Annotated in this window: 14 protein-coding genes; 3 read left to right on the top strand and 11 right to left on the bottom strand. The window is 59.9% G+C overall.

All coding sequences use genetic code 11. The features are described 5' to 3' along the window. Positions 1 to 104: 104 nt before the first annotated feature. From fkpB to murJ, 5 genes are all read right to left on the bottom strand, one after another. Entirely contained in the window at positions 105 to 557 is a 453-nt protein-coding gene (gene fkpB, locus BLU24_RS05650) for an FKBP-type peptidyl-prolyl cis-trans isomerase (protein ID WP_090286424.1), read from the bottom strand. Continuing rightward, positions 550 to 1,062: a signal peptidase II gene (gene lspA, locus BLU24_RS05645; RefSeq protein WP_093098204.1), complete on the bottom strand. Its 513-nt coding sequence runs from the start codon at positions 1,060 to 1,062 to the stop codon at positions 550 to 552. The genes fkpB and lspA overlap by 8 nt, the downstream gene beginning before the upstream one ends. Continuing rightward, positions 1,055 to 3,886, bottom strand: coding sequence for an isoleucine--tRNA ligase (gene ileS / locus BLU24_RS05640; RefSeq protein WP_093098202.1), 2,832 nt, complete (start codon positions 3,884 to 3,886; stop codon positions 1,055 to 1,057). Before ileS ends, lspA begins: the two co-directional genes overlap by 8 nt. Positions 3,887 to 3,899: 13 nt before the next feature. Then, positions 3,900 to 4,838, bottom strand: coding sequence for a bifunctional riboflavin kinase/FAD synthetase (gene ribF, locus BLU24_RS05635; protein WP_172833241.1), 939 nt, complete (start codon positions 4,836 to 4,838; stop codon positions 3,900 to 3,902). A gap of 129 nt (positions 4,839 to 4,967) precedes the next feature. Further along, entirely contained in the window at positions 4,968 to 6,506 is a 1,539-nt protein-coding gene (murJ, locus tag BLU24_RS05630) for a murein biosynthesis integral membrane protein MurJ (RefSeq protein WP_093098197.1), read from the bottom strand. Positions 6,507 to 6,758: 252 nt separating this feature from the next. On the opposite strand from murJ, the gene rpsT reads away from it, so the two are divergent. Beyond that, complete coding sequence (rpsT, locus tag BLU24_RS05625; RefSeq protein WP_003228351.1) at positions 6,759 to 7,031, top strand: 30S ribosomal protein S20; 273 nt, start codon at positions 6,759 to 6,761, stop codon at positions 7,029 to 7,031. A 124-nt stretch (positions 7,032 to 7,155) separates the two neighbouring features. Here rpsT and BLU24_RS05620 read toward each other — a convergent pair whose 3' ends face one another. Continuing rightward, complete coding sequence (locus BLU24_RS05620; protein ID WP_093098195.1) at positions 7,156 to 7,902, bottom strand: NADPH-dependent F420 reductase; 747 nt, start codon at positions 7,900 to 7,902, stop codon at positions 7,156 to 7,158. Positions 7,903 to 8,005: 103 nt separating this feature from the next. Between BLU24_RS05620 and BLU24_RS05615 the strand changes: the two genes are divergently transcribed. Then, on the top strand, positions 8,006 to 8,359 hold the full coding sequence (locus tag BLU24_RS05615; RefSeq protein WP_093098193.1) for a winged helix-turn-helix transcriptional regulator: 354 nt from the start codon (positions 8,006 to 8,008) through the stop codon (positions 8,357 to 8,359). Between the two features lie 102 nt (positions 8,360 to 8,461). On the opposite strand, the gene BLU24_RS05610 is transcribed toward BLU24_RS05615, so the two are convergent. The 5 genes from BLU24_RS05610 to rplU form a co-directional block, all read right to left on the bottom strand. Next, entirely contained in the window at positions 8,462 to 8,929 is a 468-nt protein-coding gene (locus BLU24_RS05610; protein WP_090286439.1) for a CreA family protein, read from the bottom strand. 10 nt (positions 8,930 to 8,939) lie between these two features. Then, positions 8,940 to 10,058, bottom strand: a complete 1,119-nt coding sequence (gene proB, locus BLU24_RS05605) for a glutamate 5-kinase (protein ID WP_093098191.1) — start codon at positions 10,056 to 10,058, stop codon at positions 8,940 to 8,942. A gap of 137 nt (positions 10,059 to 10,195) precedes the next feature. Then, positions 10,196 to 11,419, bottom strand: a complete 1,224-nt coding sequence (cgtA, locus tag BLU24_RS05600) for an Obg family GTPase CgtA (RefSeq protein WP_090286443.1) — start codon at positions 11,417 to 11,419, stop codon at positions 10,196 to 10,198. 193 nt (positions 11,420 to 11,612) lie between these two features. After that, positions 11,613 to 11,870, bottom strand: coding sequence for a 50S ribosomal protein L27 (rpmA, locus tag BLU24_RS05595; protein WP_016773121.1), 258 nt, complete (start codon positions 11,868 to 11,870; stop codon positions 11,613 to 11,615). A 35-nt stretch (positions 11,871 to 11,905) separates the two neighbouring features. Next, entirely contained in the window at positions 11,906 to 12,217 is a 312-nt protein-coding gene (rplU, locus tag BLU24_RS05590) for a 50S ribosomal protein L21 (RefSeq protein ID WP_007924746.1), read from the bottom strand. Between the two features lie 241 nt (positions 12,218 to 12,458). On the opposite strand from rplU, the gene BLU24_RS05585 reads away from it, so the two are divergent. Then, positions 12,459 to 13,427 carry a polyprenyl synthetase family protein gene (locus BLU24_RS05585; RefSeq protein ID WP_090286445.1) on the top strand — a complete coding sequence of 323 codons (969 nt, stop codon included), beginning with the start codon at positions 12,459 to 12,461 and terminating at the stop codon, positions 13,425 to 13,427. The last annotated feature ends 69 nt before the right edge of the window (positions 13,428 to 13,496 follow it).

Below are 13,496 nucleotides of genomic sequence, written 5' to 3'. Positions count from 1 at the left end.
GGAGCGGGCTTGCCCGCGATGGGGCCATGACAGTCAACATTGATGTCGACCAATACATCGCTTTCGCGGGCAAGCCCGCTCCCACAGAGGTTCTGCTTTATTGCTCAGATCGCTTTGACGGAAATGATTTCCACGTCAAAGGTCAATGTCTTGCCGGACAGCGGGTGGTTGAAGTCGACGGTCACTTGCGCGTCGTCGAACTCTTTTACCACGCCCGGCAGTTCAGTATTGGCCGCATCGTTGAAGATCACCAGCAGGCCCGGCGACAGCTCCATGTCGGCGAACTGCGAACGCGGGATGACCTGGACGTTTTGCGGGTTCGGCTGGCCGAAGGCGTTTTCCGGCTCGACGGTCAGCGTGCGCTTGTCGCCGGCCTTGAAGCCGAACAGCGCCGCTTCGAAACCCGGCAGCAGGTTGCCGTCGCCGACCTTGAAGGTCGCCGGGGCTTTGTCGAACGTGCTGTCGACGGTGTCGCCGTTTTCCAGGCGCAGTGCGAAATGCAAAGTGACTTCCGTGTTCTGGCCGATGCGTTGCTCAGCCGATACCTGTTCAGTCATGAGCGGTCTCTTCGGTTTTCTTCGATTTGAACATGTCCAGCGCCAGCATGATCGCGCCGACGGTGATCGCGCTGTCGGCAATGTTGAACGCCGGGAAGTACCAGCGGTTCTGCCAGTGCACCAGAATGAAGTCGATCACATGGCCCAGGGCGACGCGGTCGTACAGGTTACCCAGCGCGCCGCCCAACACCAGCGCCAGCGCGATGGCCAGCCAGGTGTCGTTGCGGCCCAGGCGCTTGAGCCAGACCACCAGCACACCGCTGACCACGATGGCGATCAGGGCGAACAGCCAGCGCTGCCAGCCGGAGCTGTCAGCCAGGAAGCTGAACGCCGCGCCGGTGTTGTAGGCCAGGGTCCAGCTGAACAGATCGGGAATGATCACGATCTGCTGGAACATTTCGAGCTTGCCTTCGAAGTAGAACTTGCTGGCCTGGTCGATGACCAGAACCAGCAGGCTCAACCACAGCCAGCTCAACCGTCCGAAACGGCCAATGGCATCAGGCATAGTGACGAACCTCGCCAGTGCCGCTGATGTTGTCGACGCAACGACCGCAGATTTCCGGATGCTCCGGGTTCACGCCGACGTCTTCGCGGCAGTGCCAGCAACGGGCGCACTTCGGGAAGGCCGATTTGACAATCTTCAGTTTCAGACCGCTGACTTCGGTGGCGACCGCGTCCGCCGGTGCCTGAACAAACGGCGCGACGCTGGCGGTCGAAGTGATCAGGACGAAGCGCAGTTCGTTGCTGAGTTTTTCCAGATCGGCGCTCAGCGCGTCTTCGGCGTACAGCGTCACTTCGGCCTGCAAGTTGCCACCGACGGCTTTGGCCGCTCGCTGGATTTCCATTTCCTTGTTGACCGCTGCCTTGACCGCCATCACCCGGTCCCAGTATTCGCGACCCAGCTCGACGTTGTCCGGCAGTTCGGTCAGGCCTTCGTACCAGGTGTTGAGCATGACCGATTCGTTACGCTCGCCCGGCAGGTACTCCCACAGCTCGTCAGCGGTGAAGGCGAGGATCGGCGCGATCCAGCGCACCAGCGCTTCGGAGATGTGGAACAGCGCGGTTTGCGCCGAACGGCGGGCCTTGCTGTTGGCGCCAGTGGTGTACTGACGGTCCTTGATGATGTCGAGGTAGAAACCGCCCAGCTCCTGCACGCAGAAGTTGTGGATCTTCGAGTAGACGTTCCAGAAACGGTATTCGCCGTAGTGCTCTTGCAGCTCGCGTTGCAGCAGCAAGGTGCGGTCGACCGCCCAACGGTCCAGCGCGAGCATTTCTTCAGCCGGCAGGAGGTCGGTGGCCGGGTTGAAGCCGCTCAGGTTGGAAAGCAGGAAACGCGCAGTGTTACGGATACGACGATAAGCGTCGGCGCTACGCTGCAGGATCTGGTCGGATACCGCCATTTCACCGGAGTAATCGGTCGAAGCGACCCACAGACGCATGATGTCGGCGCCGAGGGTGTCGTTGACTTTCTGCGGCGCGATCACGTTGCCCAGCGACTTGGACATCTTGCGCCCGGCTTCGTCGACGGTGAAACCGTGGGTCAGCAGTTCGCGGTACGGCGCGTGGTTGTCGATGGCGCAGCCGGTCAGCAGCGACGAGTGGAACCAGCCACGGTGTTGGTCCGAGCCTTCCAGGTACAGGTCGGCACGCGGGCCGCTTTCGTGGCCCATCGGGTGCGAACCGCGCAGGACGTGCCAGTGCGTGGTGCCCGAATCGAACCAGACGTCGAGGGTGTCGCTGATCTTGTCGTACAGCGGCGCTTCATCGCCAAGCAGTTCGGCCGCGTCCATCTTGAACCAGGCTTCGATGCCTTCGACTTCGACGCGCTTGGCCACTTCTTCCATCAGTTCGACGGTGCGCGGGTGCAGTTCGCCGCTTTCCTTGTTGAGGAAGAACGGGATCGGCACGCCCCAGTTGCGCTGACGCGAGATGCACCAGTCCGGACGGTTGGCGATCATCGAGTGCAGACGCGCCTGGCCCCAGGCCGGCACGAACTTGGTGTCTTCGATGGCCTTGAGCGAACGCACGCGCAGGGTGTCACCGCTGGTAGGTTCCTTGTCCATGCCGATGAACCACTGCGCGGTGGCGCGATAGATCAGCGGAGTCTTGTGGCGCCAGCAGTGCATGTAGCTGTGTTCGATGACCGTGGTGTGCATCAGCGCACCGACTTCGGTCAGCTTGTCGACGATCGCCGGGTTGGCCTTCCAGATGAACTGGCCGCCGAAGAACTCCAGCGACGGCACGTACACGCCGTTGCTCTGCACCGGATTGAGGATGTCGTCGTTGACCATGCCGTATTTCTTGCAGGTCACGAAGTCGTCCACGCCGTAGGCCGGGGCGGAGTGAACCACGCCGGTGCCCGCGCCCAGTTCGACGTAGTCAGCCAGATACACCGGCGACAGACGGTCGTAGAACGGGTGACGGAAGTTGATCAGTTCCAGCTGTTTACCGGTGGTGGTAGCGATGACCGAGCCTTCGACGCCATAACGGGTCAGGCAGGCTTCAACCAGTTCCTCAGCCAGTACCAGCAGCTTGTCGCCGATATCCACCAGCGCGTAGTTGAATTCCGGGTGAACGTTCAGCGCCTGGTTGGCCGGGATGGTCCACGGGGTGGTGGTCCAGATCACGATCGCCGCAGGCTTGCTCAGCGACGACAGACCGAACGCGGCAGCCAGTTTGGCTTCGTCAGCGATCGGGAATGCGACGTCGATGGTCGAGGACTTTTTGTTCTCGTACTCGACTTCAGCTTCGGCCAGGGCCGAACCGCAGTCGAAGCACCAGTTCACCGGCTTCAATCCCTTGAAGACGAAACCGCCCTTGACGATTTCGGCGAGGGCGCGGATTTCACCGGCCTCGTTCTTGAAGTCCATGGTCTTGTACGGGTTGGCCCAATCGCCCAGCACACCCAAACGGATGAACTCGGACTTCTGCCCTTCGATCTGCTCGGTGGCGTAGGCACGGCACAGTTCGCGGGTCTTGTCGGCGCCCAGGTTCTTGCCGTGAGTCACTTCAACCTTGTGCTCGATCGGCAGGCCGTGGCAGTCCCAGCCCGGAACGTACGGCGCATCGAAGCCCGACAGGGTCTTCGAGCGGATGATCATGTCCTTGAGAATCTTGTTCAGTGCGTGACCGATGTGGATCGTGCCGTTGGCATACGGAGGGCCGTCATGCAGAACGAACTTCGGACGATCCTTGCCAATCTCGCGCAACTTTCCGTACAGGCCAATACTGTCCCAGCGCTGCAGGATCTGCGGTTCGCGCTGTGGCAGGCCGGCCTTCATTGGGAAGGCGGTGTCCGGAAGGTTTAGCGTGGCTTTATAGTCGGTCATTTAAGGCTCTTCATTAGCGATGGGCGCTAGGTGCGGCTAGTGCACGGGCGGCGGCGACATCCGCGTTGATCGCCGTTTTCAGTGCCTCCAGGGAGGCGAAACGCTGCTCTTCACGCAGCTTCTGGTGGAAAACCACCGTCAAACGCCGGTCATACAGATCGCCGGCAAAATCTAAAAGATGGACTTCGAGGTGGGCCTTGCCATCACCTTGTACCGTGGGCCGTACGCCAATATTGGCGACGCCGGGCCAGGTCTTGCCGTCGATATCGACATTCACCAGATACACCCCGGTGAACGGCACGCGACGACGCTTGAGTTGCACATTGGCAGTGGGCGTACCCAGTTGCCTGGCCAGTTTCTGGCCATGCAGCACGCGACCGGCGATCCGGTACGGGCGGCCGAGCAAGCGTTCGGCCAAAGCGAAATCGGCCGCGGCCAAGGCGTTGCGCACTTGCGTGCTGCTGACGCGAATGCCGTCCAGCTCGACGGTTTGCGCGGCTTCAACGCTGAAACCGTGCATCTGCCCGGCCTGCAGCAAAAAATCGAAATCGCCGAGGCGATCGCAACCGAAACGGAAATCGTCACCGACCTCCAGATGCTGCACGCCGAGACCATCGACAAGGATGGTGTCGACGAACTCACTGGCGCTGAGCTTGCTCAAGCGCTGATTGAAGGCCAGGCACAACACCCGGTCGACGCCTTCGGCAGCCAGCAATTGCAGCTTGTCACGCAAGCGGGCCAGACGCGCCGGCGCAGTCTCGGGGGCAAAGAACTCCCGGGGCTGCGGCTCGAAAATCACCACGCAGCTGGGTACGCCCAACTCGAGCGCACGCTCACGCAGCCGGGCCAGGATAGCCTGGTGACCACGGTGAACACCGTCAAAGTTGCCAATAGTGGCGACGCAGCCCCGATGCTGGGGGCGCAAGTTGTGGAGGCCTCGAACCAGCTGCATAACGCGCTTCTTGCTCATAAAGTGGTCGATTATAACCACACCCGACGGTCGACGACAGGCAACACCGTAACGCAAAGTGATCGAGCCGACAAAACTGCCGGCCCACGCCTGTGGATAAAGGCTGAAACCTTAGCTCAGGGCCTTGCGATTGAAGTCACGCAGACGGAAACCGAGCAGCAGCAACATGCCGAAATAGGCCACCACGCCAGCAACCACCAGCGCGCCAAGACGCAGGAAGCGCTCTAGCATGTGCCCCTCATCCCACGCCGGCATGAAATGCATGCCCGCCAGCAATACCGCCGACATGACCGTAACCGCCACGACCAGCTTGAAGCCGAACTTGCCCCAGCCCGGCTGCGGCTGATACATCTTCTGCTTGCGCAATTGATAGAACAGCAGCCCCGCATTCAGGCAAGCCCCGGCACTGATCGCCAGTGCCAGGCCGGCATGGGCCAACGGACCGATCAACGCCAGGTTGAACAGCTGCGTGCAGACCAGGGTGAAGATGGCGATCTTCACTGGCGTGCGGATGTTCTGTTGCGCATAAAAGCCCGGCGCCAACACTTTGATCACGATGATCCCCAGCAAGCCGACCGAATAGGCGATCAATGCACGCTGGGTCATCTCAGCGTCGAAGCCGCTGAACTGGCCGTACTGGAACAGCGAAACCGTCAGCGGCTCGGCGAGAATCCCCAGCGCCAGCGCGCACGGCAACACCAGCACAAAGCACAGGCGCAGACCCCAATCGAGAATCCGCGAATATTCGTGGCGATCCTTGTTGGCGTAGGTCTTTGCCAGCGTCGGCAACAGGATCGTACCGAGCGCCACGCCGAGCACACCGGACGGCAACTCCATCAAACGGTCGGCGTAATACATCCACGACACGGAGCCGGCGACCAGAAACGAGGCGAAAATCGTGTTGATGATCAGCGAAATCTGGCTGACCGAAACCCCGAGAATCGCCGGCAGCATTTGCTTCATCACCCGCCACACGCCGGTATCGCGCAAATTCAGGCGCGGCAGCACGAGCATGCCGATCTTTTTCAGGTGCGGCAGTTGATAGAGCAACTGCGCCAGACCACCGACCAGCACTGCCCAGCCAAGGGCCATGACCGGCGGATCGAAGTACGGCGTAAGGAACAGCGCAAACACGATCATGCTGACGTTGAGCAGCGTCGGCACGAACGCCGGCACGGAAAAACGATTCCAGGTATTGAGGATGGCGCCGGCCAGCGAGGACAACGAGATCAGCAATATATAAGGAAAGGTCACCCGCAGCAGATCAGAGGTGAGCTCGAATTTTTCCGGCGTGTCGGTAAAACCCGGCGCCGTTGCCCAGATCACCCAAGGCGCAGCGAGCATGCCCAACGCGGTGACGAGCGCCAGCACCAAGGTCAGCAGGCCGGTCACGTACGCAATGAACGTACGCGTCGCCTCTTCGCCCTTCTGGCTTTTGTATTCGGCGAGAATCGGCACGAAGGCCTGGGAAAATGCGCCCTCGGCAAAGATTCGCCGCAGCAGGTTGGGCAGTTTGAACGCAATAAAGAAGGCATCCGTGGCCATTCCGGCGCCGAATATGCGCGCGATCAACGTGTCCCGGACAAAACCCAGAACCCGGGAAAGCATGGTGATAGAGCTGACCGCGGCCAGCGATTTGAGCAGATTCATTGAGGGAATGGGTGCCTGTCGATAAACAGCAGGCGAACAATGCGCCTACTTGTGCGATACTCCGCGCCGCAACAGCACAGAGCCAAAGCTCGCGAGTTTACAGGTCAAGCGCCGGAAATAAATATCCCGCCTCTTTATACCTACCACTTAGCGGAACGATTCAAGTGCCCTTGACAAGACAAGTCTTCATCGGCATGATTCGCGGCCTATTTTGTTTGCTATTTCCTAAAAAGTCTTTCGAGGAGCTCGACGGTGGCCAACTCACCTTCCGCCAAAAAACGTGCAAAACAGGCTGAGAAGCGTCGCAGCCACAACGCCAGCCTGCGTTCCATGGTTCGCACCTACATCAAGAATGTAGTCAAAGCCATCGACGCAAAAGACGCTGAAAAAGCTCAAGCTGCATACGTTCTGGCTGTGCCAGTTATCGACCGCATGGCCGATAAAGGCATCATCCACAAGAACAAGGCTGCTCGTCATAAGAGCCGTCTGAATGGCCACGTCAAAGCGCTGAAAGAAGCCGCTTAATCGACGTAGTCATTAAAAAACCGACCTCAGGGTCGGTTTTTTATTGCCTGTGATTTGACCAGCTTCGCGAGCGAGACCGCGCCCCGCCCTCAAAGAGCCAGGCGCCGCCACGCACCGATTAACGTCAATCCAGCGGATTGAAAGAACGATTCATCGCCACGACGTCATCATGGCCTGGGTTCGGACCGAGCAATTGGAAGTGCTGGGGCAACTCATCACGTATGGCTGGCGCCCGCCCTTTGACCGCCAGCGCCAGAGCCCGGCGCATGGTTTGTGCGTCATAGTCACAGCAATAGCAAGGCGTGCACGGCTGCTGCCGCCAGGACTCGTCAAGCGTACCGCCATCCACCGGATCAAAACCAACCTGATCCACCAAAGACATGACCGTCTCTTTGGCCTTTTGGTCATCCCCTGCTACGGCCGCTGCCAGACGACCCTCAGCACCTTGCGCACGACCCAGCTCAGCCAAGGTATAGGCCAGCAGGTTGTTGAAAGCCTTGATCACTGGACGCCCGATCTGCCGGGTGACCCAGATGCTTTCCGTCATTCCCTGATCGATCTCCTCAATCTTCGGATCGCGCAAACCGGGATAGTAATTACTGGTATCGACGATCGGGACGCCGGGTGGCACAGAAGCAAACAGATCAGCAGGTAACGCACTCAACGCCGGCAGCGGTATCGACAACACGATCACCTCCACCCCGTCTACCGCACCTCGAATATCCGCAGGCTCCACTCCAATTTCTTCAGCAAACGCACGCACGCCCTCAACACCTCTAGAGTTCGCCACACGGACCTCATGACCGGCAGCCTTGAGCTTGCGCGCGAGAACACCGCCAATATTGCCGGTGCCGATGATGCCGATTTTCATGATTAAAACCCCCCTTCAATGATTAGCTGCACCGATGTTAGGGGGCTGGTGTGATAATGGTAAGTACCGACCAAAAGGTGGGTAACTCACCTGCGAGGAAGAAATGGACCGAGAGTGGAACTGCGAAGACCCGCAAAATCGAAAGATCTGGGCCGAGGCAACGACTGAGACGCTTCGCGTACTGGAGGGGAAATGGAAAATCATCATCCTCTGCCAGCTGTTCGCGGCAAAGGGCGCGCTGCGCTTCTCGGATCTGGAGAAGCTGATCGAAGGGATCAACCAGAAAATGCTGATCCAGCAGCTCAAGCAACTGGAAAAGGACGGCATTGTGCTGCGCACGGTGTACCCGCAGGTGCCACCCAGGGTGGAATATCAGCTCACGCCCATCGGTCACGCGCTTGGGCCGTCAATCCAGGCATTGATCGAATGGGCAGAGATGCGCCGCGATCAGCGCTGAGCGCTTCAGGCTGCAATGGCCCAAATCCAAACGCCAGAATGCAGCGAGCCGGTCTGCAAAAAACTGCCGGACCGGCTCGCACATCGTTTGGGTTTGCAGCGCTTACTGCTGGACCGGCACCCACGGCAGGATCGGAATCGCCGTCACAGCATTCTGCGGACTGCCCTCAATCAAGCGATCGCTGTAGACCAGGTACACCAGTGTGTTGCGCTTCTTGTCGAGGAAACGCACCACCTGCATGGTCTTGAACACCAGCGAGGTGCGCTCCTTGAACACCTCGTCGCCATCCTTCAGCTCACCCTTGAACTTGATCGGCCCCACCTGGCGACAGGCGATCGACGCTTCCGCGCGATCCTCGGCCAGACCCAGACCGCCCTTCACACCGCCAGTCTTGGCGCGCGACAGGTAGCAGGTCACGCCCTCGACCTTCGGATCATCAAAGGCCTCGACCACAATGCGGTCGTTCGGACCGACGAACTTGAACACCGTCGACACCTGACCGATTTCTTCGGCCGAGGCCAGCAATGGCAGCGCCATCAGCAGACCCAACAATCCTTTCGCTATGCGCATCGAGTTTTCCTTAAACCAGAATCAGGTTGTCACGGTGAACCAGTTCCGGCTCCGCCATGTAACCGAGCAAACCGACAATCGCATCCGACGACTGACCGATGATTTTTTGTGCTTCCAGCGCGCTGTAGTTGGCCAGGCCGCGGGCGATCTCACGACCGTCCGGCGCCACGCAAACCACCATCTCACCGCGACGAAAGCTGCCTTGCACCAGTTTGACGCCCACCGGCAGCAGACTCTTGTTGCCTTGCGACAGCGCTGAGACCGCACCATCATCCAGCACCAGGGTGCCACGGGTTTGCAGATGCCCGGCCAGCCACTGCTTGCGTGCTGCGAGCATGCCGCGCTCAGGCGAGAGCAAGGTGCCGATGCGCTCGCCGGCTTTCAGGCGATCAAGCACTCGCTCCAGTCGCCCACCGACAATGATCGTGTGCGCACCGGAACGCGCCGCCAGACGCGCCGCGCGCAACTTGGTCTGCATGCCGCCACGCCCCAGCGCACCACCGGTGCCGCCCGCTACCGCGTCGAGGCCCGGATCATCGGCGCGCGCCTCGAAGATCATCTGCGCATCGGGGTTGTTGCGCGGATCGGCGTCAAACATGCCGTCGCGATCAGTGAGGATCACCAGCAGATCCGCTTCGACCAGATTGGCCACCAGCGCCGCCAGCGTGTCGTTGTCGCCGAAGCGGATTTCGTCAGTGACCACAGTGTCGTTTTCGTTGATCACCGGGATGACTTTCAGCTCGACCAGCGCGCGCAAAGTGCTGCGGGCATTGAGATAGCGCTTGCGGTCGGACAGGTCATCGTGAGTCAGGAGGATCTGCGCGGTGTGCCGGCCATGCTCGGCAAAGCTCGATTCCCACGCCTGCACCAAGCCCATCTGACCGATTGCCGCGGCCGCCTGAAGCTCGTGCATCGCACTGGGTCGCGCCGTCCAGCCCAAACGACTCATGCCGGCCGCTACCGCCCCGGAGGACACCAGCACCAACTCGACGCCAGCCTCATGCAAGGCCACCATCTGTTCGACCCAGACACTCATTGCCGCGCGATCGAGCCCCTTGCCATCCGCTGTCAGCAAAGCGCTGCCGATCTTCACGACCCAACGCTGCGCACCTGTCACCTTGCTCCGCATCATCTTCAACCTTAGCTTGAGGGCAGCACGACCTGACACCACCCATGACGTTAATCGTGGCGATTGCTGACCAACGATCGATTTCCAGATACCAAAACGCCGCTCGATTGAGCGGCGCTTAAGTTTACTGCAACGAATCAGTCACGCACGTAAATGATTTCCGGACCGTCTTCGTCATCCACATCTTCTTCGTCCCAGTCATCGTCGCCGATGTCATGGACCGACTTCACGCCGCTGCGACGCAGGGCACGCTTGTCGTCCAGCGCCTGCAGTTGCGCACGCGCTTCGTCTTCGATGCGCTGGTCGAGGTCGGCTAGCTCTTCCTTGTAGGCCGGGTCATTGGCCAGGCGATCGGCGCGATCTTCCATGTAACGCATGATGTCGTGGCACAGACGCTCGGTACCGATCTTGGCGATCGCCGAGATCACGTACACCGGACCAGTCCATTCCAGGCGGTCGACGATTTCCTTGACGCGAGCGTCGTGCTCTTCTTCAAGGATCTGGTCGCACTTGTTCAGCACCAGCCAGCGGTCACGCTCGGCCAGCGACGGGCTGAACTTGATCAGCTCGTTGACGATCACTTCAGCCGCGTCCGGAGCACTGGAGTCATCCAGCGGCGCCATGTCGACGAGGTGCAGCAGCAAACGCGTGCGCGCCAGGTGCTTGAGGAAGCGAATGCCCAGACCGGCGCCGTCGGAAGCACCTTCGATCAGACCCGGAATGTCGGCAACGACGAAGCTTTTCCAGCGGTCGACGCTGACCACACCAAGGTTCGGCACCAGCGTGGTGAACGGGTAATCGGCGACTTTCGGCTTGGCGGCCGAGACCGAACGGATAAAGGTACTTTTACCAGCGTTCGGCAAGCCCAGCAGACCGACGTCGGCCAGCACTTTCATTTCCAGCTTCAGGTCACGCTGCTCGCCCGGCTTGCCCGGCGTAGTCTGGCGCGGCGCACGGTTGGTACTGGATTTGAAACGGGTGTTGCCCAGACCGTGCCAGCCGCCCTGCACCACCATCAGTTTCTGACCGGCCTTGGTCAGGTCGCCGATGACTTCCTGGGTGGCGGAGTCGATCACCGTGGTGCCGACCGGCACGCGCAGGATCAGGTCCTCGCCCTTCTTGCCGGTGCAGTCGGTGCTGCCGCCGTTGGAGCCACGCTCGGCATCGAAGTGCCGGGTGTAACGGTAGTCGACCAGGGTGTTGAGGTTTTCGTCGGCCATCATGTAGATGGAACCGCCATCACCGCCATCACCTCCGTTCGGACCACCGTTCTCGATGAACTTTTCCCGACGGAAACTCATGGCGCCATTACCGCCATCACCAGCCTTTACGCGAATCGATACTTCATCAACAAACTTCATAACCAACGCCTCTCGCCGTACGGACGAGCCGAAAAACAATCAAGACATAAGACTCTTGCAAAAATGAGCGCAGCGACCCCAAGACACGACCTGCATCGCACGCCGACAGCCCATACAAACAGCTTTGCAAGAGACTCACCCCACAAACGAAAAAGCCCCGTCGCAAGACAGGGCTTCTCCAGCGATCTCGCGATTAAGCCGCGATTACGCTCACGTAACGACGACCGAAGGCGCCCTTTACTTCGAACTTGATCACGCCTTCGATTTTAGCGAAGAGAGTGTGATCCTTACCCATGCCAACGCCGTAGCCAGCGTGGAATTGGGTGCCGCGCTGACGCACGATGATGTTGCCGGCCTTGATGACCTGGCCGCCATACATCTTCACGCCAAGGCGTTTGGCTTCTGAGTCGCGACCGTTACGGGTACTACCACCAGCTTTTTTGTGTGCCATGAGTTCAATTCTCCTAGTGAGGAATTAGGCTGTAATTAAGCCTGAATACCGGTGATTTTGATCTCGGTGAACCACTGGCGGTGGCCCATACGCTTCATGTGGTGCTTACGACGACGGAACTTGATGATGCGGACTTTATCGTGACGACCTTGGGAGATCACTTCAGCCTTGACGGTTGCGCCAGCAACAACTGGTGCGCCGATGTTCACGTCGTCGCCATTGGCGACCAGCAGAACGCGATCAAAAGTCACGGATTCGCCAGTAGCGATTTCGAGTTTTTCGATCTTCAGGTATTCACCTTCAGCGACCTTGTATTGCTTACCGCCGGTAACGATTACTGCGTACATGGTATTTCTCCGATAATCCTGCTCACCCAGCTCTTTATAAGAAGAGGTATTGGCTGGCATGGCTGCATGGGGCTGGAACGGCCCAAGTGCAATTGCGTAAGGCAGGTGCTGCCCAGGAAGTTCAGGGTGCGCGATTGTACGCAAGCCGCAGCAGGCTTGCAAGTAGCCGTCCATCGCGCCTTGACAGGTCTGGACGGGGGTCCTAGCATGCCGCGCAACCCTTCTGGAGCGACTCTCGCTGATGCAACCCCAAGCTTTCTACCGCGCGGTGGCGGACGATTTTAGCGCCGTCGACGGCATCATCAAGAAGCAGCTGACTTCCCGAGTACCGCTGGTATCGAAAATCGGCGATTACATCACCTCGGCTGGCGGCAAGCGTCTGCGTCCTTTATTAGTGTTGCTGTGTGGCAAGGCCCTGGGTCGCGAAGGCGACGACATGCGTCTGCTGGCCGCCACCATCGAATTCCTGCACACCGCGACCCTGCTGCATGACGACGTGGTCGACATGTCCGGCATGCGCCGTGGCCGTTCGACCGCCAACGCCATGTGGGGCAACGCCCCGAGCGTGCTGGTCGGCGATTTCCTGTATTCGCGCTCGTTCGAAATGATGGTCGAACTGGGCTCGATGCCGGTCATGAAGATCCTGTCCCAGGCCACGCGCATTATCGCCGAGGGCGAAGTGTTGCAACTGTCCAAGGTGCGTGACGCCAGCACCACCGAAGAAACCTACATGGAAGTCATCCGCGGCAAGACTGCGATGCTCTTCGAAGCCTCGACCCATAGCGCCGCCGCACTGGCCGGTGCTACCGCCGAGCAGAGCGAAGCCCTGCGCACCTTCGGCGATCACTTGGGTGTGGCCTTCCAGCTGGTCGACGACCTGCTCGACTACAAGGGTGACGCGGAAACCCTGGGCAAGAACGTCGGTGACGATCTGGCCGAAGGCAAGCCAACCCTGCCGTTGATCTACACCATGCGCGAAGGCACGCCGGAACAGGCAGCTCTGGTGCGCCAGGCGATCCAGAAAGGCGGGATCGAAGACCTGGAAAGCATCCGCATCGCCGTGGAAGCTTCCGGTTCGCTGGAGTACACCGCGCAACTGGCCCGTGATTACGTGGCCCGTGCGATTACTTGCCTCGAAGCACTGCCGGCCAGCGAATACCGCGATGCACTGGTGGAACTGAGCGAGTTTGCGGTCGCCCGCACGCACTGATTCTGCCCTTGGTGGGAGCGAGCCTGCTCGCTCCCACAGTTGTTTCTGCGTTATCCCCTCCTTCGGCTA

The organism is Pseudomonas sp. Z003-0.4C(8344-21), from assembly GCF_900104975.1.
GTDB lineage: Bacteria > Pseudomonadota > Gammaproteobacteria > Pseudomonadales > Pseudomonadaceae > Aquipseudomonas > Aquipseudomonas granadensis.
This window is presented reverse-complemented; position numbering and strand designations above follow the sequence as displayed.